The organism is Bradyrhizobium sp. Kon10 (genome assembly GCF_055807395.1).
This window is the reverse complement of sequence record NZ_JBVVOZ010000001.1, coordinates 117,693-136,628: the sequence shown is the minus strand read 5'-3', so window position 1 is coordinate 136,628 and position 18,936 is coordinate 117,693. Positions and strand designations below refer to the sequence as shown.

The window sequence follows — 18,936 nt, the reverse complement described above, 5'->3', positions numbered from 1 at the left end:
CGGTGCCCCCCGAAGGCGACGATTTATCGCCGCCCAGCGTCGTGCGCCACCACATGCGAACCAAGACCCTTGCTCGTCAGCAATCGGTTGAACTGATCGGCGGAAAAAAGCTGCCCGTCCGGGGCCGTGATCGAAACCACAAAACCATTCACCGCGAGCTTGCGGGCGAGTATCACCGCAACGATTGCGCTGGAACGGAAATCTACGGTGCGGGAGTCGTCTTTTATAGCTTCGATGATGAATGTCATTTGGCTCACGACGATCGTTCGAACGCGCCAATTCTGCGCCCTGGCAACTGAACCCCGTATCGGTGAAAATAATATTGTCGGCAAGCCGGGGATTGACCCGATGGAAGCGCGACCATACCCATATTGGGTAGACAGCAGGCCGGTCCTGCCTCACGCGCGCGGTGTGCGTCCGGGACAGATATAACCGACTCTCGGGGTGCGCTGGGCGTGGGCGTTGGATCGGAAAACTTTCGAAGAAACGGGTACTGGCGATGGTTGATACGACCAAAGGCGACGAAATCGCCTCGGATTTGATCCGAACCGTCTCTCGCCACTCGTTGGCCTACATGCTGTGCGCAGCCAGCGAAATGTTCCGCCATTACGATTTCGATCCGCTGGACTTGATGATCATTCATGCCGTCTTGAACGCGAACGTGCTCAAGGTCATGAAGAACCCCGAACTGGACCGGCAATTTGGCAGTGTCGAGGCCGTTGAGCCGGATCAGATCAAGCAGGGCGTTTCCCGTGCCGCCCTGTCCCGCTTTTTCGGTTTGCCGATCGAAACGGTACGGCGGCGCGCCGATCGCTTGAAGAAGGAAGGCATTTTCCGCGAGACCGATCACGGACTGATCGTGACCGAAGCTAACCAGTTCAAGTTCGGCAATAATCACGAGCTGCAGCGAACCAACATGCTCCTGGTGCGGAAATTCCTCCGTGACCTGACGGAAGCGGGCGTTGAGCTACCCGGCGGGATTTGATCGCGGCGCAAACAGACATCCGCGGCACGGGCTTGGTGCGGCGAGAAACTGGTGAATGAGCGGTGCGACTGTCCCGTCGCGCTCACGTCTCTGCCCCGCTTAAGCTTTTCGATCGAAAAACCCGCGCATTTCGGCGTTCGCGGTCCAGGGCTCCCGCCCCATCCGCAGCGTATTGATCTGCGCTTCGGGATTGGCGTAGCCGAGCGGCACGCCACAATAGAGAAGATACGGCTCCGGCATGTCGAGGAAGGCGCGAACCGTCTGGTTCATGGCCGCCCAAGCCGCTTGGGCACAGGTTGCGAGGCCCCGCTCCTGGGCCAACAGCAGGAGGTGGGCGAGATAGATGCCGACATCGGCCCACTGCCCGCGCTCCAGTCTCCTGTCCAGCGCGACGATGAGTCCAACCGGCGCGCCATAATAATCGAAGTTGCGGGCAAACTGCATCATTCGCCCAAGCTTGTTGTCCCGCTCAACCCCCAGGACACCGTAGAGCGCCTCGGCGCACGAGAGTCTGCGCGCGTTGTACGGGTCCGTCAGGTCAGGCGCGTAGATCGGAAATTCGGGCGCGGATTGCACGCGGCGCTTTGCCGAACCTGCGCCTTCAGGTCCGCAAGCACCGGCCCGCTGAGCGCGTAGATGCGCCATGGCTGCATGTTGCTGCTGGAAGGGGACAACGCCGCAATCTCCAGGATTTCCTGAATCGTGGCAGCCGGGACTGGCTTGTCCAGGAATGCGCGAACGGATCGCCGGTCCCGGATCGCAGGAAGCTTCGGAGGCGCGGCGCGCGTGCTCGGGCTGACGCAGTCCACGATCAGCCGCCGCATCGCCCAGCTTGAGGGACGGCTCGGCGTGCGCCTGCTCGCGCGAACCACGCGCCATGTTTCGCTCACGCCATCCGGCGAGGCATTCGCCGAGCAGGCGCGCCGGGCGATCTCTCTCTTGAGAGGAGCCGAAGCCGAACTGGGCGCCGGAGAGAGGACGGCAGCGGGATTGGTCCGTATTACCGCGCCCACAGCGTTCGGGCGCGCCTGCCTCGTGCCCGGTCCTGGCGGAACTGACGGAGGCCCATCCGGCGTTGCAGATCGACCTCGATCTGTCGGACCGATACCTCGGTCTGCAGTCGAGCGGCGTCGACCTCGCCATTGGCCTGTCTGATGACGCGCCCTCGGGCTGGATGAGTGTCGATCTCGGAGCGGTTCCGGTGCGGTGATGCGCCTCTCCCGCCTACATGTTCGCGCTTCGGCCGTCGCATCTGCTGCGCGCGGCACGCGTCAGAGTGATTGTCGAGGCACTGCAAAAACGGCTAGGCCGCCCAGCCCGTAGGATGGGTTGAGCTCTTGCGAAACTCATCGCCTTGACAACCAACGCAGTGTCTAGTCCCTCTTGTTCGATCCAATTGTAACGATGAAGTTTGATGGGTTTCGCTTCGCTCTACCCATCCTGCGAGCTCTGCAGGCGGGCCGCCCGTTGCAGCATTGGCCAATCTTCGCTTCAATCGTCTCTCACAGTCCACGGGCGGCATAGCCAGAAACAAAGTCATAGAGGATCCATGCCATCAATCGTCATTGCTCAGGGCGGCGGCCCCACCGCCGTGATCAACCAGACCCTATGTGGCGCGATCCTTGCCGCGCGCAGGCATGATCCGTCCATGCGCATTCTGGGCGCGCGCTATGGTGTGCGAGGCCTCACGGAGGGGAACGTCGTCGACCTCACCACCATGCCCGAGGCCGAACTCCGCCGCCTCGGCAACACGCCCAATTCGGCTCTCGGATCGACCCGCGACAAGCCAGATTCTGGTGCATGCTCTGATATCCTCGCGGCTCTGGACCGGCTAGATGCCCGCGCCTTTGTCTATATTGGCGGCAACGACACCGCCGGAACGCTCGAACTGCTGCGGCAGCAGTCAAGCGGCCCCTGCCATTTCGTGCATGCCCCCAAGACCATCGACAACGACCTGATGGAGAACGATCACGTCCCGGGCTTCATCTCGGCAGCCGCCTTCGTCGCCAATGCCTTTGTCAGCATAGATCTCGATTTTCGCGCGATGCCCGGCATCTATGTGGCCATCGTCATGGGCCGCCATGCCGGTTTCCTCTCCGCCGCGGCCGCAGGCTGGCAGCAATCGCCCGACGATGCTCCGCATCTGATCTATAAGCCGGAAAAGCCATTCTCGGTTGTCCAGTTCCTCGACGACGTCGATGCGGTTTACACGCGGCTGGGCCGCTGTATCGTCTCGATGTCCGAGGGAGTGCAGGACGAAACCGGCCGGCCTCTCGCCGAGGCGCTGGCGGGCGAGGCGGTCGAGCGCGACGCCCATGGAAATCTGCACTTGACGGGCGGTGATCTCGGCATCGAGATCCAAAAGGCCCTGAAATCGCGTTTTCCCAAGGCAAGGGCGCGTGTCGACACGCTGGGCTATCTGCCACGCGCCTATATCGGCGTGATCGACGAAACCGACCGCAATGAGGCTTTCGACGCTGGCGCATTTGCCGCGCAGAGCGCCTTAACCGGCACGGGCTCGGTGGTGCTGCATTATGACGGCGAGCGTATCGAACCTCTGCTCGTGCCGCTCGATCGCGTGGCTGGAAAAACACGCCATATGCCCGACGATTTCCTTGTCGGCAGCAATGCAGTTTCGGAAGAAGGACGGCGCTATTTCCGGCGGCTTCTACCCAAGCGGCCCGATATCTTTCCACCGTTCGTGTGAAATTGTCGGAGAGAGCATTCTCAACAGAGGCTCTAGCCCTCAGCTCGTAGGATGGGTCGAGCTCTTGCGAAACCCATCGTCTGACAACCAACGCAGTGTCTAGGTCCCTCGCGTTCGACCAACTGCTAGGATGAAGTTTGATGGGTTTCGCAAGAGCTCAACCCATCCTACGAGCTGCAAAAACGGCTAGGCCGATCAGGCCGACCGGCCGGACCAAGGAAATAGAACTGTCTCGGGCGACACTGTGCGCTGCTCCCGTGCCTTTGTTCGCTTCCGTCCCTGCGCTTGTCCGACGCAAGCATCCTCACGAAAAATCCTGCGTCAGTATCGCGGCAAACTGCTCGAGCGCCCAGTCGACCTGCTCGCTGGTGATCACCAGCGGCGGGGCGATGCGGATGGTGTGCTCATGGGTGTCCTTGGCGAGGATGCCCTTGCCCTGGAGCGCCTCGCAGTAGCGGCGGGCGCGGCCGGCTTCCGGATGCAGCTCGACCGCCAGCATCAGGCCACGCCCGCGGACCTCGCGGATCGTGTTGGCGCGGATGTCCGTCAAGCCTTCCAGGAAGCGCGCACCCTGTTTGGCCGCGTTCTCGATCATGCCTTCCTCGACCAGCACGCGCGTCGCCGCGCGCGCCACCGCGCAGGCAAGCGGGTTGCCGCCGAAGGTCGAGCCATGCTGCCCGGGTCTCAACGTTCCGAGCACGTCGTTGTTCGAGAGTACGGCCGATACCGGATAGAAACCGCCGGACAAGGCTTTGCCGAGCAGCGTCACGTCTGCCTCGATGCCCTCGTGCTGCTCGGCGAGCAGCTTGCCGGTGCGGCCAAGCCCGGTCTGGATCTCGTCGAGCACGAGCATGACGTTGTTGGCGGTGCAGAGCTCCCGCACCTCAGTGAAATAGCCGGCTGGCGGAATGATGACACCGGCTTCGCCCTGGATCGGCTCGACCAGGAAGGCGACGGTGTTCGGCGTGATCGCTTGCTCGAGCGCTGCGGCGTCGCCGAACGGGATGATTTTGAAGCCGGCCGCGAACGGTCCAAAATGGGTGCGGCTCTCAGGGTCGGTTGAAAAGCCGACGATGCCCAGCGTGCGTCCGTGGAAATTGTCGGCGCAGACGATGATCTCGGCGTGGCCGTCCGGCACGCCCTTCACCTCATAGCCCCATTTGCGCACCGACTTGATCGCGCTTTCGACCGCCTCGGCGCCGCTGTTCATCGGCAGCACCTTGTGCGAGCCGGTCAGCGCCGCGATCTCTTGGTAGAACAAGGCGAGCTGGTCATTGTGGAAGGCGCGCGAGGTGAGCGTCAGCCTGTGTGCCTGTTCCACCATTGCCGCAAGGATCTTGGGGTGGCAGTGGCCCTGATTGACTGCGGAATAGGCGGAGAGGCAATCGAGATAGCGGTTGCCTTCGGTGTCCCAGACCCAGACACCTTCGCCCCGCGACAGCACGACGCCGATCGGGTCGTAGTTATGGGCGCCAAAGCGTGCTTCCGTTGCGAGGAAATCAATGACCGACGCGCTCATTTTCGTCACTCCCATTGGGCCGAGGGACTCAGGAGTCCTGATCGCGATGCGCGATCTCCAGCGTGACCAATCGCGCCAGCAGCGTCGCCGGGTAGAGCTGGCCGAACACCGCCTCGATATTGCACAGGCTGCGCACGATCGGATGCACCGGCGCAACGTCGCCATAGCCCGTCGTCGTCAGCGTCGCGAAGCTGAAATAGATCACCTGGCTCGCCAGCGCCGGACTGTCCTCCACCGTCATGCCGGCGAACGCGTTCGGCACCAGTGAGCCCATGAAGGTGTAGAGCGCCGAAAAGATCACTGCGATCGTCATATACAGCAGCACCGCACCGATCACGCGGTGATAGGTGACGCGGCCCGGTGCAAAAGTCGCGCGCGCCACCGCCCAGGCCATGGTGATCCCGACGATGAACCAGGAGCCCGCGAACAGATTGAGATCGAGGATGGACGGCGATTTGAGCCGCAGGATCGCGCCGACCGTGATCATGACGAGCGCGATCAGCATGGCGCCGACCGCGACCGGACTGCCGGAGATCACGAAGATGCCGACCACGAGCAGCAGCGCCAGCACGAGCTCGGAGGCCTGAAACGCAAAAATCCCCAGCGCCTGCAGCGGGGAGACCACGAACATCATGATCATGAGCAGCGCGGTCAGCCCGGTCAGAAGCGGATCGGCCCAGCGCTCGCGGATCTGGTCGATGTTCATGGCGTCCTCATCAACGAATCGAGCAGGGCACGCTCAGGAAGCCGCGAAACCGCACCCGGCCGCCGCGCACCGGCTGGCCGCTGACGGCATAGGCCGGGAAGCGCGCCAGGAACCGCGAGATCGCGATGGCGCCCTCGAGCCGCGCCAGCGCCATGCCGGCGCATTGATGCGCGCCGGTGGCGAAGGCGAGGTGCCGGTTCGGCGTGCGCGCGACGTCGAAAGTTTCGGGATCAGGAAACTGCGCGGGATCGCGGTTGGCAGCGCCGATGCACAGCGTGATCGACGTGCCGGCATCGAGCATGACGCCGCCGAGCTCGACCTTTTCCGTGGTCATGCGGTTGCCGAGCTGGTTCGAGCTCTCGTAACGCAGCATCTCCTCGACAGCGGGCTTGATCAGATCGGGATTGTCGATCAGCCGCTGCTTCTGGTCCGGATTTCGGTGCAGCGTGACGAGGCCATTGCCGATCAGATTGGTCGTGGTCTCGTGGCCGGCGTTGAGCAGGAAGATGCAATTGTGCAGCAGCTCCTTCTCGGTCAGCCGTTCGCCGTTATCCTCACCCTGGATCAGGCGCGTCAGCACATCGCGCTCGGGATTGCCGGGCTTTCGGCGCCGGCGCGCGACCAGCGTCTCGAGATAGGCGAGGAAGTCCTTCACCGCCTGGTTGCCGCGCGCCGCCGCCCCGCTCGTTACAACGGGCTCGAGTGCTCCCAGGATCGCCAGCGACCAGTCGCGCAACGGTGCGCGTTCATCGTGGGGAACGTCGAGGAGGTTGCCGATCACCTCGATGGGAATCGAGGCAGCAAAATCTTCGATCAGCTCGCAATCGCCCTTGGCGGCGATGGCGTCGAGCAGGCCGTCGACCAGCTTGATGAGATCACCTTCCATGCCGGAGATCGCGCGCGGCGACAGCGCGCCCATGATCAGCCGCCGCACGCGGGTGTGCGCGGGGGGATCGTTGAACACGAGGCTGGTGGTATGGTGCTCGTAGAGCGGAGTGTCGCCGTATTTCGGCGCGAACTCGCGCTTCTTGTCGGAGCTGAACGACTTGGTGTTCTTGTAGGCGGTGACGAGATCGTCGTAGCGGGTCAGGAACACGGCGCCGTTCGGCAGGCGCTTGACCGGCTCGTTCTCCCGCAGTGCACGATAGGTCGGGTAGGGATTGTCGTAGAATTCCGGCGTCAGCTTCTCGAGGTTGAAGCTTGCCGCCAGTTCCTTCGCATCTGCGTTCATCCCGTTATACTCACCGGTTAAAGCCGATATGCCGCTTTTGTTGTTCGATCGGGGCGTGCGTCCGTCTACACTCATGCTCTGATTTGCTAGCCGACCGGACAGGAAAATGCACGCGCGCACTGATGCTGCCGACACGGCCGCTTGGCCGGACGATATCTTCGCGACATTGCAACGCTTCGATGTCCGGCAGGTGCCTTACGTGCCTGATGCCGGCCATTCCCGGCTGATCCAGCTGGTGCTGGGATCATCGACGATGCGCGGCATTCCCTTGACGACGGAGGAGGAGGGCGTGGCGCTCCTGGCCGGCGCCTGGACCGGTGGGCAGCGCGGCGTCTTGCTGATGCAATCGAGCGGGGTCGGCAATTGCATCAACATGCTGTCGCTGATCCCGATCCTGCGCTTTCCGTTCCTGACGCTCGTGACCATGCGCGGCGAGTGGGGCGAGTTCAATCCGTGGCAGGTACCAATGGGATCGACCACGCAGGGCGTGTTCGAGCTCTCCGGCATCAAGGTATTGCGGGCGTCGAACGCAGCCGAGGTGCCGGCCGTGTTGGAGGCGGCCGCAGCCCAAGCCTACAACGCGCTGACGCCGACCGCCGTCCTGTTGTCACAGCGCCTGATCGGCGCCAAGGTTTTCACCAAATGAGCAAGGCCAATCTCCTCGATCGCCGTCAGGTGGTCTCGACGCTGCTTGCGGACCGCAGGGACACGGTCGCCATCGGCGGCCTCGGCGCCTCCACCAACGACATCACCGCGGCCGGCGACCACGCGCGCAATTTCTATCTCTGGGGCGGGATGGGGGGTGCGGCGATGATCGGGCTGGGGTTGGCACTGGCGCAGCCGAAGCTGCCGGTGCTGGTCGTTACCGGCGACGGCGAGATGCTGATGGGCATGGGCAGCCTCGCCACCATCGGCCTGCAGAAGCCGCCCAACCTCTCGATCGTGGTGCTCGATAACGAGTGCTACGGCGAGACCGGTGGCCAGACCAGCCACACCTCGGCGACCGCCGACCTCGTCGGGGTCGCCAAGGCCTGCGGCATCGCGGACGCCCGCGCGATCTCGACCGTGGCCGAGGTGGAGGCGTTCGCCAAAGCGGTCCACCAGGTCTCGGCAGGCCCCCGATTTGCCAATGTGAAGATCGCCAACGCCAGTCTGGAGCGGATTTTGCCAAGCCGGGACGGGACTTACATCGTCAACCGGATCCGCGGCGACCTCGGCTTCCAGCCGATTTAGAGCCACCAGATACCTTTTTGAAGTCTTCTTGCAGGTTGCATCGCACCATTTAGCTTGACTTTTGCGTGGGTGAGTGCTTACTCACTCGCATGAGTTCACTGCGAATGACCAGCGACCTGAGGCGTCAATTGATCCTCGGTGCCGCGAAGCGCTGCTTTGCCCGGCACGGGTATACTGGCACCACGACCAAGAGCGTGGCGGCCGCCGCTGCCATTTCCGAGGCGCTGCTGTTCAAGCATTTCCCGTCCAAGGCGGCGCTGTATGCCGAAATCCTCAGCGACGAATGCGAGGCGGACCCGGCACTCACCGAGTTGCTCGTGCGGGAGCCGTCAACGGCAACGCTGGTCGAATTGATGCGTGGCATGGTCCAGCACTTTCTCCTGATCGCCGACGGTCCCGACCAGGAAGAGGCGCAGCGCCTGCGGCTAATGACCACGAGCCATTTGGATGATGGCGAATTCGCCCGTCTGCTATATGCCAAGATCGAGAAGCTGATCGGAGCGATCTTCCTCGCCTCGCTCGAACGCGCTGTCGCCGCCGGCGATGCGCGGCCGTGCGGAATCGAACCGCTCAACCTGTTCTGGTTTGCGCATCATACAGTGATGACCGCTGCGCTGACCAGGCTCCCGGCCGTGCCCTGTCTCGCTTACGGCAAGGCGAACGATCTGGAGCGACAGCTCTGTGAGTTTCTCCTGAGAGGCATCGGACTTAACGACGCCGCAATTGCTTCGCATCTGGGCCGCGATCAGGCCGCTTGTGCGGGCAGGACGGCGATTGCAGAAAGCGCATGACATGAACATCGTCACCGAACACAAGATTTCGGGCGAACCGATCGACAGCAAGGCTCCCAAGCGTCCGGTTCGGCCGGTGCTCTGGTTCATCATCGTCGGCACGCTGCTCGGCGTGCTCGTCGGTGGCCTCGTCTGGTTCAATTATTTCCGCGGCCAGATGATCAAGCAGTTCTTCGCCAACAACAAGCCGCCGCCGACCCTGGTCAGTGCGGCCGAGGCGAAGTCCGAGGTGGTCCCGAACCTGCTCACGGCCGTCGGCGGGCTCGCCGCCGTGCACCAGGTCGACGTCACCGCCGACGTCAACGGTCGTGTCACCGAGATCAAGTTCGAGCCGGGCACACACGTCGAGGCCGGCACGCCGCTGGTGCAGCTGTTCGACGCGCCGGAGCAGGGCGATCTTGCCAACTACAAGGCGCAGGCGACCGTCGCGCAGCTGTCGCTTGATCGCGCCAAGCAGCTGGCATCGCGCCAGTTCGGTCCGCAGGCGACTGTCGACCAGGCGCAGGCCGCCTATGACCAGGCACAGGCCGGCATTGCCAAGACCGAAGCGCTGATCTCGCAGAAGCTGGTGCGCGCACCGTTCTCCGGCGATCTCGGCGTCCGCAAGGTCGAGGTCGGACAGTACCTCACGGCGGGCACGGCGATCGTCTCGCTGACCGATCTGTCGGAGCTGTGGGCGAACTTCACCGTGACGGAAAAGGACTCGGGCAGTCTCAAGGTCGGTCAGCTGGTCCGGCTGAAGGTCGATGCCTATCCGGGCCGCATCTTCGAGGGCAAGATCACGACGATCGAGCCGCAGATTGCGACCGACACCCGCAACATCCGCGTGCAGGCGACCATCGCCAATCCGGAGAAGATCCTGAAGCCAGGCATGTTCGTGACCACCACGGTGGTGCTGCCGGACAAGCCGCCTGTGATCACCGTGCCGGAGACCGCGGTCGACTACACGCTGTACGGCGACTCGGTGTTCTTGATCACCGAGAAAAAGACCGAGGACGGCAAGACCAGCCTGAGCGCGGTGCGGACCTTCGTGCAGACCGGCAACCGGGTCGACGGCCGTGCTGAAATCGTCAAGGGTCTGAAGCCGGGCGATAAGGTCGTTGCCGTCGGCCAGCTCAAGCTGCAATCGGGCGCGGCGGTGTCGATTTCGACCGACCCGGCGCCGCCTATCCCGGCGCAACCGCCGCGTTACTGACACCGTGCACGTCGCAGCATGATCCGGCCCGGCCGGGTCATGCGCTTCGTTAGCCCAACGAAATCGAGATAGCCGCGATGGCCTTTACCGATATTTTCATCAAACGCCCGGTCTTGTCGGTCGTCGTCAGCCTTTTGATCCTCCTGATCGGTCTGCGCGCGGCGATGGTGCTGCCGATCCGGCAATATCCCAAGCTGTCGAACACGGTCATCAACATCACGACCGTCTATCCCGGTGCGTCGGCCGACCTGATCCAGGGTTTTATCACCACACCGATCGAGCAGGCGGTCGCCTCCGCCGAGGGCGTCGACTACATCACGTCGTCCTCCGTGCTCGGCACCTCGACGATCCAGGTCTACATCAAGCTGAACTTCGATCCCAACCAGGCGCTCACCGAGGTGCTGGCCAAGACGAACTCGGTCAAATACCTGATCCCGAAGGAGTCCAACGATCCGATCGTCACCAAGACCACGGGCCAGACCACGGCTGTGATGTATCTCGGCTTCTCCTCGGACGAACTGTCGGGCTCGGCCATCTCCGACTATTTGACCCGCGTGGTGCAGCCGGTGCTGTCGACCGTCGATGGCGTCGCCTCCGCCGACATCCTCGGGGGCCAGACCTTTGCGATGCGGCTATGGCTTGACCCGGTGAAGATGGCGGGTCGCAACATATCGCCGGCCGATGTCTCAGCCGCGATCGCCGCCAACAATTTCCAGTCGGCGGCGGGCCAGACCAAGGGCTATCTGATCGTCTCGAACATCTCGACGAATACCGGGCTGACCGACGTCAATCAGTTCAAGAAGATGATCGTCAAGGCCAAGGACGGCGGCTTCGTGCGGATGGAGGACATCGCGACCGTCGAGCTTGCAGCCCAAAGCACCGACGCAAGCGTCGCCTTCAACGGCGAGCACGCGATCTTCATCGGCGTTCAGGCAACGCCGCAGGGCAATCCGCTAACCTTGGTGAAGGGCGTGCGCGCGCTATTCCCCGAGCTCGAGCGCAATTTGCCGCCGTCGATGAAGATGAAGGTCGCCTACGATTCGACCAAGTTCATTCAGTCGTCGATCGACGAGGTCGAGAAGACGCTGGGCGAAGCCGTGATCATCGTCATCGTGGTGATCTTCCTGTTCCTGGCGTCGTTCCGCTCGGTCATCATTCCGGTCGTCACCATCCCACTGTCGATGATCGGCGTCTGCACCCTGATGCTGGCGTTCGGCTTCAGCTTCAATCTGCTGACACTGCTTGCGATGGTGCTGGCGATCGGCCTCGTCGTCGACGACGCCATTGTCGTGGTGGAGAACATCCACCGCCATCTGGAAGAGGGCAAGACGCCGGTGCAGGCGGCGCTGCAGGGCGCGCGGGAAATCGTCGGGCCGGTCGTCTCGATGACGATCACGCTCGCCGCCGTGTATGCGCCCATCGGATTCCTCGGCGGCCTGACCGGCTCCCTGTTCCGCGAATTCGCCTTTACTCTCGCGGGCTCGGTGATCGTGTCCGGCGTGATCGCGCTGACGCTGTCGCCGATGATGTGCTCGGTGCTGCTGAAGAACACGGAAGAGGGCCGTTTTGCGAAGCTGGTGGGCAGGGTGTTCGGTGCGCTGACGCGCTGGTACGGCCGCAGGCTCGATCGTTCGCTCGACTACAAGGCGATCACCGGGCTGTTCGCGGTGACCATCCTCGGACTCGTCGGCTTCCTCTACATGCATACCTCGAAGGAGCTGGCACCGGAGGAGGACCAGGGCATCGTGTTTGCGGTGACCAAGGCTCCGAAATACGCCAACATCGACTACATCGATTTCTACGGCGAGAAGCTCGACAAGGAATTCCAGAAGTTCCCCGAGACCGATCTGCGCTTCGTGCTCAACGGCATCAACGGCCCGCAAGGCGGCATCGCCGGCATGCTGCTGAAGCCGTGGGACGAGCGCAAGCGCTCGTCGATTCAATTGAAGCCGCTGGTGCAGGCCGAGCTTTCCAAGATCGAAGGCGTGCAGGCTTTTGCGTTCAACCTGCCGCCGCTGCCGGGCGGCCCCGGCGGCCTGCCGGTGCAGATGGTGATCAACTCGACCGCGGGCTTCCAGGCCGTCTATGAGGAGATGGAGAAGCTGAAGGCCGCCGCGCGCAAGAGCGGCATGTTCATCGTGTCCGACAGCGATCTCGCCTACAATCAGCCGACGGTGAGCGTGAAGATCGACCGCAACAAGGCGCAGGACCTTGGCATCAACATGCAGACCCTCGGCAGCGCGCTCGCGGTGCTGCTGGGCGGCAACTACGTCAACCGCTTCAATCTCGAGGGCCGGTCCTACCAGGTCATTCCGCAGGTGCCGCGCGGCCAGCGGCTCTCGCCGGAATCGCTTGGCGGCTACTATGTCACGACCAATACCGGGCAGCAGCTTCCACTGTCCACGGTGGTGTCGATCCAGACCCGGACCGATCCGAATTCGCTGACGCACTACAACCAGCTCAACTCGGCGACGTTCTCGGCGGTGCCGATGCCGGGCGTGACCGTCGGTGCGGCGGTCGACTTCCTCGAAGGCGAGGCCAAGAAGCTGCCGCAGGGCTTCAGCCACGACTATCTCGCGGATAGCAGGCAGTATGTGCAGGAAGGCAACCAGCTCGCGATCACGTTCGGCTTTGCGCTGATCATCATCTTCCTGGTGCTGGCAGCGCAGTTCGAGAGCTTGCGTGACCCGTTTGTGATCATGATCTCGGTGCCGATGGCGATCGTCGGCGCGCTGATCCCGCTGTTCTTCGGCCTGGCCACGATGAACATCTACACCCAGGTCGGTCTGCTGACGCTGGTGGGGCTGATCACCAAGCACGGCATCTTGATGGTCGAGTTTGCCAACGAGCTCCAGGTCAACGAACGGCTCGACCGCCGCTCGGCGATCGAAATGTCGGCCCGTATCCGCCTCCGGCCGATCCTGATGACGACGGCTGCGATGGTCACCGGCCTGATCCCGCTCCTGACCGCGTCCGGTGCGGGCGCGGCCAGCCGCTTTTCGATCGGCCTCGTGGTCGTCGCCGGCATGTCGATCGGCACGCTGTTTACGCTGTTCGTGCTGCCGGCCGTCTATGTCGTGCTGGCGACCGACCATCGCGCAGCTGCCGATTCCGAGCGGAACAAGCAGGTCAACGAGCTCGACCTCGGCTCCAAGGCGCTGCGGCCGACCTGAGGCCGTTCGATCCAACATTGCAAAGCGGCAATGGCCTTCGCCATTGCCGCTTTTTTCTTGTCCCGTGCTAGACTTGCGCGGCGCGCTGTTGCGCCACGCAGGGACAATATCGGGGCAGGGAAAGCATGATGAGGCGGCGCGAATTCCTGGGTGGGCTCGGCTGCGCTTCGCTGTTGCGGCCGTACTCAGCCGCGGCTCAGAGCGGGAGGACTTACCATCTGGGCACGTTGACGCCGATCGTGCCGGTAACGGCGGAGACGCGGGGCGGCAAGATCCTGACCAGGATGCTTGACGAGCGTGGTTTCAAGCTTGGCCAGAACTTGACCCTTGAAGCGCGCGGCGCGCTCGGCGATGTCACGATGCTTCCCGCGCTGATCGCCGAGCTGAAGGCCAAGAACGTCGATGCGATCGTGATCGTGGGCTACCCGACGGCAATGGCCGCCAAGGCGGCCGGCATTGCCACCGTCGCGGCCAGCGGCATCGGTGATCCCGTCGAAACCAAGCTGATCGAGAGCCTGGCGCATCCAGGCGGCAAGATCACCGGGATTTCGGACGTCGCGGCGACACTCAGCGCCAAGCGGCTGTCGCTGCTCAAGGAGATGTCGCCGAAACTGGCCAAGGTCGCCATGCTCTGGAACAAGGACGACCTCGGCATGACGACGCGGTATCAGGCGTCCGCAAAGGCCGCCCAGGCGCTTGGATTGACCGTGCAGGCGCTGGGCGTCCGCGAGCCCGACGATTTCGACGAAGCTTTTTCGGCGATGAACGACGATTTGCCCGATGGCATCCTGATGGTGGCGGACGCGCTCACCATTCTCAATCGCGAGCGCGTCTTCGAGTTCGCCGCTGCCCGAAAGTTGCCGGCGATCTACGAATTCGACCAGTTCGCGCGCGACGGCGGTTTGATGTCTTATGGAGCGGACTCCTCGGAATGCTTCGAGCGGGCGGCCGCACTGGTCGCCCGGATTTTCAATGGGGCAAACCCCGGCGACCTGCCGTTCGAGCTGCCGACACGGTATCCCCTGGTGCTCAATCTCAAGACGGCGAAAGCGACTGGACTCGAGATTCCGCCCACCTTGCTGGCGCTCGCCGACGAGGTCATCGAGTAGCCTTGTGCGCTGCGGCAAGAGACAAGGTCCGCCCTTCTTGCTAGGTTTGTCGGAATGAGCATGTCCCTCCATCCCGACACCCCGCAACCCAGGACGCTGCCGACCCCGGCTGCGGAGGGCGTCGTGTCCGGCAAGGCCGGGCGTGGGATCAGGACCCGGCTGTTCACCAAATATGTCGCGCTGTTCGTCGTTGTCGTCGCCGTGGCTCTGCTTGCGAATGGCCTGTTCGAGGTCTTCTTCTATTATCGCGAGCACAAGGCCGCGCTGATCCGAGTCCAGCATGAGCAGGCCGAGGCCGCGGCTGCCAAGATCGGCCAGTTCATCAAGGAGATCGAGAGCCAACTCGGCTGGACCACGCAACTGCCCTGGTCGGCCGGCTCGATCGAGCAGCGCCGGTTCGACGCGCTGCGGCTGCTGCGCCAGGTGCCCGCCATCACCGAACTCGCCCAGGTGGATTCCACCGGCAAGGAGCGCCTGCGTGTCTCGCGGCTGGCGATGGACGCGATCGACAGCGGGATAGACCTGTCACGCGATCCGAAATTCACCGAGGCGGTCGCGCACAAGGTCTATTACGGGCCGGTCTATTTCCGCCGGGAGTCCGAGCCCTACATGACGCTGGCGCTGGCCGGCACGCGCAAGGATGCCGGCGTCAGCATCGCGGAGGTGAACCTCAAGCTGATCTGGGACGTCGTTTCCCAGATCAAGGTCGGCGAGCACGGACACGCGTATGTGGTCGGCCCGGAAGGACGCCTGATCGCGCATCCCGACATCAGCCTGGTGTTGCGCAACACCGACATGTCGGGGCTGGAGCAAGTGCGCGGCGCCCAGGCCGGCGGCGGCGCGATGCCGGACGCATTGCAGGAGGCGACCAACATCCAGGGGCAGAAGGTTCTGACGGCGTCCGCGCCGATCGCGCCGCTCGGCTGGACCATGTTCGTGGAATTGCCGGTCGAGGAGGCCTACGCCTCGCTCTATGCTTCGCTGCAGCGGCTGGCAATCGTGCTGCTCGGCGCGTCGATCTTCGCGGTGCTGGCGGGAATCTTCCTGGCCCGGCGCATGGTCGGACCGATCCAGGCGCTGCGCAGCGGCGCCGAGCGCATCGGCAGCGGCGATTTCTCCCAGAGGATCGCGATCAGGACCGGCGACGAGCTCGAGGGGCTGGCCGACCAGTTCAACGACATGGGCGCGCGGCTACAGGAATCCTATGCGGATCTGGAAAAAAAGGTCGAGGTGCGAACGGCTGAACTGAGCGAGTCGCTGGAGCAACAGACGGCGACGTCGGAGGTGCTACAGGTGATCAGTTCGTCTCCGGGCGAACTCACGCCAGTGTTCCACAAGATGCTCGAGAACGCCACGCGCGTCTGTGGCGCGAGTTTCGGGATCATGAATCTGTGGGACGGCGAAACTTTCAGGATGGCGGCTGACTACAACGTGCCGCCTGCGTTCGCCGCTTCGCGAAGAGATGTGGCCATCCATCCCCATCCGGAGAGCGGGCTCGCCACTGTCGTCAAGACACGCCGGGTCGTTCATGTCCACGATGTGCAAGACACGCCTGTCTATCGTGCAGGAGGGGCAAGCATTCGCGGAATTTCCGACCTGGCTGGCGCCCGCACCATCGTCATCGTGCCAATGCTGAGGGAAGGCGAGCTGATCGGCACGATCGCAGTCTATCGCAAGGAAGTCCGGCCGTTCACGGACAAGCAGATCGCCGTGGTCGAGAATTTCACCAAGCAGGCCGTCATCGCCATCGAGAACACGCGGCTGCTGAACGAATTGCGCAAGCGCACGCTGGAGCTCTCGCAGTCGCTTGACGAATTGCGCGCGGCGCAGGATCGCCTGGTCCAGACCGAGAAGCTTGCGTCGCTTGGCCAGCTCACGGCCGGGATCGCCCATGAAATCAAGAACCCGCTCAATTTCATCAACAATTTCTCCTCGGTCTCCACCGAGTTGATCGATGAGCTCAATCAGGTCCTCGAATCGACTGCTCTCGACGACAAGACCAAGGAAGAGGTGGCCGAGCTCACTCATATGCTCAAGGGCAACCTCGAGAAGGTGGTGCAGCACGGCAAGCGCGCCGACTCCATCGTCAAGAATATGCTGTTGCATTCGCGCGAAGGCTCCGGCGAGCATCGGCCGGCGGATATCAATGCCGTCGTCGAGGAAAGCCTCAATCTGGCCTATCACGGGGCGCGCGCCGAAAGACCCGGCTTCAACGTCACGCTCAAGCGCGATCTCGATGCGGCCGCCGGCACGGCCGACGTCTATCCGCAGGAGATCACGCGGGTCTTTCTCAACCTGATCTCCAACGGATTTTACGCCGCCGCCAAGCGCAAGGAGAGCGCGGCGGACGGTTTCGAGCCGACCCTGAGCGCGTCGACGAAAAGCCTCGGCAACAAGGTCGAGATCAGAATCCGCGACAACGGCACAGGCATTCCGCCTGAGGTGAAGGAGAAGATGTTCAATCCCTTCTTCACCACGAAGCCGGCCGGCGAGGGCACCGGGCTTGGCCTGTCCATGAGCCACGACATCGTCGTGAAACAGCATGGCGGCACGATCAACGTGAACACCGAGCCCGGTGTCTTCACCGAATTCATCATCACGCTGCCGCGCACGATGGCGGCGCGGGGCACGACTGGAGGCGGGAGTTGAACGTTTACATTCTTGTCGTCGACGACGAGCCCGACGTCGAGGCACTGTTTCGGCAGCAGTTCCGGCGCGACCTGCGATCGGGGCGCTTCCAGATGGAGTTTGCACTGTCGGCGCCGGCCGCGCTCGATCGCGCCGCCAATGTTCGCGACCCCTCGCTGATTCTGATCCTGTCGGACGTCAACATGCCCGGCATGAGCGGGCTCGACATGCTGCCGAAGGTGCGCGCCGAGCGGCCGGACGTTCCGGTGATCATGATCACGGCCTACGGCGACCTAGAAACACGGCGCAAGGCGATCGAGCGCGGTGCGGTCGGGCTCCTCACCAAGCCGATCGATTTTGCGCTGCTGCGGCAGGAGATCGACACCAGGCTCGAGCAGGCGGCATGACCCCGACCATTCTTTTCGTCGACGACGAACCCGATCTCGAGGCGCTGGTCCTGCAAAAATTCCGCAGGCAGATTCGCGAGGGGCTGGTCAATTTCATCTTTGCGCATGACGGCTTCGAAGCGCTGGAGTCGCTCGAGCGGCATCCCCATGTCGACCTGGTGGTCTCTGACATCAACATGCCGCGGATGGACGGGCTGTCGCTGCTGCAGAAGCTTCAGGAGGCCGAGGACAAGAAGTCGACCATCATCGTCTCGGCCTATGGCGACATGAGCAACATCCGCACCGCCATGAACCGCGGCGCGTTCGACTTCCTGACCAAGCCGATCGACTTTGTCGACCTGGAAACCACGATCCAGAAGACCATCCGCCACATCGAGATGCTGCGCGAGGTGCGGCGGCGCCAGATGGAAGCCGAGCGCGCGCATGCTTCGCTGTCGCGCTATTTCTCGCCGGAGGTCGCCAGGCGTCTGGCGGCAGACGGGGGTGACGGCATGGAGGTGCAGTGGCGGAACGTCGCCACCGTCTTCACCGATATCACCGGTTTCACTTCGCTGGTCGAGACCGCCGCGCCCGAGACGCTCGGCGAGCTCCTCAACGAATATGTCGGCGGCATGACCGAGATCGTGTTCGAGCATCAAGGCACCGTTGCCAAGATCATCGGCGACGCGATCCAGGTGCTGTTCAACGCGCCCGGCGACCAGCCGGACTATGCGACCCGTGCGGTTGCCTGTGTCCACGATCTCGACGCCTGGGCGGTGGATTTCTGCACGCGCTGGAAGGCGAAAGGGGTGAATTTCGGCGCAACCCGCATCGGCGCCCATGCCGGGCCGGCGCTGGTTGGCAATTTCGGCGGCAACCGCTTTTTCGACTACACCGCCTATGGCGACAGCATCAACATCGCGGCACGGCTCGAGGCCGCCAACAAGCATCTCGGCACACGCATCTGTGTCAGTGCCAGCATCGCAGAGGGAGCTGAGAATTTTCAGGGCCGTCCTGTCGGGGAGCTGGTGCTGCGTGGACGCAGCGAGCCGCTGCGTGCGTTCGAGCCGCTGCGACAGGGCAAATTCCAGGAGCCCGCGACGGCGCGATATTCCGAGGCCTTTGCCAAGCTGGAGGCCGGCGACACTGCCGCGATGCCGGCGTTCGCCGCGTTGGTCGGCATGCATGCCGACGATGCTCTGGCCGGCTTTCACCTGAAGCGCCTGCTCAACGGCGCCAAGGGCGTTCGCATGCAACTGGAGTAGGAGTTCGA

General features: G+C 63.3%; 18 protein-coding genes. 12 read left to right on the top strand and 6 right to left on the bottom strand.

Annotated elements, in window-relative coordinates:
- Positions 1 to 23 precede the first annotated feature (23 nt).
- Positions 24 to 248: a hypothetical protein gene (locus AC0L2O_RS00625; protein WP_473368326.1), complete on the bottom strand. Its 225-nt coding sequence runs from the start codon at positions 246 to 248 to the stop codon at positions 24 to 26.
- Positions 249 to 499: 251 nt separating this feature from the next.
- Here AC0L2O_RS00625 and AC0L2O_RS00620 point away from each other — a divergent pair, with 251 nt between their 5' ends.
- Entirely contained in the window at positions 500 to 985 is a 486-nt protein-coding gene (locus tag AC0L2O_RS00620; RefSeq protein ID WP_369725468.1) for a hypothetical protein, read from the top strand.
- A gap of 99 nt (positions 986 to 1,084) precedes the next feature.
- Here AC0L2O_RS00620 and AC0L2O_RS00615 read toward each other — a convergent pair whose 3' ends face one another.
- Both AC0L2O_RS00615 and AC0L2O_RS00610 read right to left on the bottom strand, forming a co-directional pair.
- A complete protein-coding gene (locus tag AC0L2O_RS00615) occupies positions 1,085 to 1,429 on the bottom strand; it encodes a nitroreductase family protein (protein WP_473368657.1) in 345 nt (114 codons plus the stop codon).
- 89 nt (positions 1,430 to 1,518) lie between these two features.
- On the bottom strand, positions 1,519 to 1,809 hold the full coding sequence (locus tag AC0L2O_RS00610; RefSeq protein WP_473368325.1) for a nitroreductase family protein: 291 nt from the start codon (positions 1,807 to 1,809) through the stop codon (positions 1,519 to 1,521).
- 251 nt (positions 1,810 to 2,060) lie between these two features.
- On the opposite strand from AC0L2O_RS00610, the gene AC0L2O_RS00605 reads away from it, so the two are divergent.
- Positions 2,061 to 2,195: a hypothetical protein gene (locus AC0L2O_RS00605; protein WP_473368669.1), complete on the top strand. Its 135-nt coding sequence runs from the start codon at positions 2,061 to 2,063 to the stop codon at positions 2,193 to 2,195.
- Between the two features lie 339 nt (positions 2,196 to 2,534).
- Positions 2,535 to 3,692, top strand: coding sequence for a diphosphate--fructose-6-phosphate 1-phosphotransferase (locus AC0L2O_RS00600; RefSeq protein WP_473368656.1), 1,158 nt, complete (start codon positions 2,535 to 2,537; stop codon positions 3,690 to 3,692).
- Positions 3,693 to 3,996: 304 nt separating this feature from the next.
- Here the strand turns inward: AC0L2O_RS00600 and rocD are convergent, their stop codons facing one another.
- The 3 genes from rocD to AC0L2O_RS00585 are packed head-to-tail and all read right to left on the bottom strand — an operon-like array spanning position 3,997 to position 7,148.
- Positions 3,997 to 5,211, bottom strand: a complete 1,215-nt coding sequence (rocD, locus tag AC0L2O_RS00595) for an ornithine--oxo-acid transaminase (protein ID WP_473368324.1) — start codon at positions 5,209 to 5,211, stop codon at positions 3,997 to 3,999.
- Positions 5,212 to 5,239: 28 nt separating this feature from the next.
- Positions 5,240 to 5,917: an ion channel gene (locus AC0L2O_RS00590; RefSeq protein WP_369725458.1), complete on the bottom strand. Its 678-nt coding sequence runs from the start codon at positions 5,915 to 5,917 to the stop codon at positions 5,240 to 5,242.
- A 10-nt stretch (positions 5,918 to 5,927) separates the two neighbouring features.
- Entirely contained in the window at positions 5,928 to 7,148 is a 1,221-nt protein-coding gene (locus tag AC0L2O_RS00585; protein ID WP_473368323.1) for a cytochrome P450, read from the bottom strand.
- 106 nt (positions 7,149 to 7,254) lie between these two features.
- Here AC0L2O_RS00585 and AC0L2O_RS00580 point away from each other — a divergent pair, with 106 nt between their 5' ends.
- The 9 genes from AC0L2O_RS00580 to AC0L2O_RS00540 all read left to right on the top strand — a co-directional run bounded on the left by AC0L2O_RS00580 (position 7,255) and on the right by AC0L2O_RS00540 (position 18,928).
- Complete coding sequence (locus AC0L2O_RS00580; protein ID WP_473368322.1) at positions 7,255 to 7,794, top strand: phosphonopyruvate decarboxylase; 540 nt, start codon at positions 7,255 to 7,257, stop codon at positions 7,792 to 7,794.
- The gene (locus AC0L2O_RS00575; protein ID WP_473368321.1) at positions 7,791 to 8,381 is read left to right on the top strand and encodes a thiamine pyrophosphate-dependent enzyme; all 591 of its coding nucleotides are present in this window, start codon (positions 7,791 to 7,793) and stop codon (positions 8,379 to 8,381) included. The genes AC0L2O_RS00580 and AC0L2O_RS00575 overlap by 4 nt, the downstream gene beginning before the upstream one ends.
- A gap of 89 nt (positions 8,382 to 8,470) precedes the next feature.
- Positions 8,471 to 9,172, top strand: a complete 702-nt coding sequence (locus AC0L2O_RS00570) for a TetR/AcrR family transcriptional regulator (protein WP_409189620.1) — start codon at positions 8,471 to 8,473, stop codon at positions 9,170 to 9,172.
- Position 9,173: 1 nt separating this feature from the next.
- The gene (locus tag AC0L2O_RS00565) at positions 9,174 to 10,367 is read left to right on the top strand and encodes an efflux RND transporter periplasmic adaptor subunit (protein ID WP_369725449.1); all 1,194 of its coding nucleotides are present in this window, start codon (positions 9,174 to 9,176) and stop codon (positions 10,365 to 10,367) included.
- 77 nt (positions 10,368 to 10,444) lie between these two features.
- A complete protein-coding gene (locus tag AC0L2O_RS00560) occupies positions 10,445 to 13,540 on the top strand; it encodes a MexW/MexI family multidrug efflux RND transporter permease subunit (protein ID WP_369725447.1) in 3,096 nt (1,031 codons plus the stop codon).
- A 128-nt stretch (positions 13,541 to 13,668) separates the two neighbouring features.
- Positions 13,669 to 14,649, top strand: a complete 981-nt coding sequence (locus AC0L2O_RS00555) for an ABC transporter substrate-binding protein (RefSeq protein ID WP_473368320.1) — start codon at positions 13,669 to 13,671, stop codon at positions 14,647 to 14,649.
- 54 nt (positions 14,650 to 14,703) lie between these two features.
- Positions 14,704 to 17,298, top strand: coding sequence for a sensor histidine kinase (locus tag AC0L2O_RS00550; protein ID WP_473368319.1), 2,595 nt, complete (start codon positions 14,704 to 14,706; stop codon positions 17,296 to 17,298).
- Positions 17,295 to 17,684: a response regulator gene (locus AC0L2O_RS00545; protein WP_473368318.1), complete on the top strand. Its 390-nt coding sequence runs from the start codon at positions 17,295 to 17,297 to the stop codon at positions 17,682 to 17,684. The genes AC0L2O_RS00550 and AC0L2O_RS00545 overlap by 4 nt, the downstream gene beginning before the upstream one ends.
- Positions 17,681 to 18,928: an adenylate/guanylate cyclase domain-containing protein gene (locus AC0L2O_RS00540; RefSeq protein WP_473368317.1), complete on the top strand. Its 1,248-nt coding sequence runs from the start codon at positions 17,681 to 17,683 to the stop codon at positions 18,926 to 18,928. Before AC0L2O_RS00545 ends, AC0L2O_RS00540 begins: the two co-directional genes overlap by 4 nt.
- Positions 18,929 to 18,936: the final 8 nt, after the last annotated feature.

Excerpts from the sequence above, each read along its gene's own strand:
- AC0L2O_RS00615 (WP_473368657.1), bottom strand. The coding sequence starts at position 1,429 with ATGCAGTTTGCCCGCAACTTCGATTATTATGGCGCGCCGGTTGGACTC.
- rocD (WP_473368324.1), bottom strand. The coding sequence starts at position 5,211 with ATGAGCGCGTCGGTCATTGATTTCCTCGCAACGGAAGCACGCTTTGGC.
- AC0L2O_RS00540 (WP_473368317.1), top strand. The coding sequence starts at position 17,681 with ATGACCCCGACCATTCTTTTCGTCGACGACGAACCCGATCTCGAGGCG.
- AC0L2O_RS00555 (WP_473368320.1), top strand. The coding sequence starts at position 13,669 with ATGAGGCGGCGCGAATTCCTGGGTGGGCTCGGCTGCGCTTCGCTGTTG.
- AC0L2O_RS00580 (WP_473368322.1), top strand. The coding sequence starts at position 7,255 with ATGCACGCGCGCACTGATGCTGCCGACACGGCCGCTTGGCCGGACGAT.
- AC0L2O_RS00550 (WP_473368319.1), top strand. The coding sequence starts at position 14,704 with ATGAGCATGTCCCTCCATCCCGACACCCCGCAACCCAGGACGCTGCCG.
- AC0L2O_RS00585 (WP_473368323.1), bottom strand. The coding sequence starts at position 7,148 with ATGAACGCAGATGCGAAGGAACTGGCGGCAAGCTTCAACCTCGAGAAG.
- AC0L2O_RS00570 (WP_409189620.1), top strand. The coding sequence starts at position 8,471 with ATGAGTTCACTGCGAATGACCAGCGACCTGAGGCGTCAATTGATCCTC.
- AC0L2O_RS00610 (WP_473368325.1), bottom strand. The coding sequence starts at position 1,809 with ATGCGGCGGCTGATCGTGGACTGCGTCAGCCCGAGCACGCGCGCCGCG.
- AC0L2O_RS00590 (WP_369725458.1), bottom strand. The coding sequence starts at position 5,917 with ATGAACATCGACCAGATCCGCGAGCGCTGGGCCGATCCGCTTCTGACC.
- AC0L2O_RS00620 (WP_369725468.1), top strand. The coding sequence starts at position 500 with ATGGTTGATACGACCAAAGGCGACGAAATCGCCTCGGATTTGATCCGA.
- AC0L2O_RS00600 (WP_473368656.1), top strand. The coding sequence starts at position 2,535 with ATGCCATCAATCGTCATTGCTCAGGGCGGCGGCCCCACCGCCGTGATC.
- AC0L2O_RS00565 (WP_369725449.1), top strand. The coding sequence starts at position 9,174 with ATGAACATCGTCACCGAACACAAGATTTCGGGCGAACCGATCGACAGC.
- AC0L2O_RS00560 (WP_369725447.1), top strand. The coding sequence starts at position 10,445 with ATGGCCTTTACCGATATTTTCATCAAACGCCCGGTCTTGTCGGTCGTC.
- AC0L2O_RS00625 (WP_473368326.1), bottom strand. The coding sequence starts at position 248 with ATGACATTCATCATCGAAGCTATAAAAGACGACTCCCGCACCGTAGAT.
- AC0L2O_RS00575 (WP_473368321.1), top strand. The coding sequence starts at position 7,791 with ATGAGCAAGGCCAATCTCCTCGATCGCCGTCAGGTGGTCTCGACGCTG.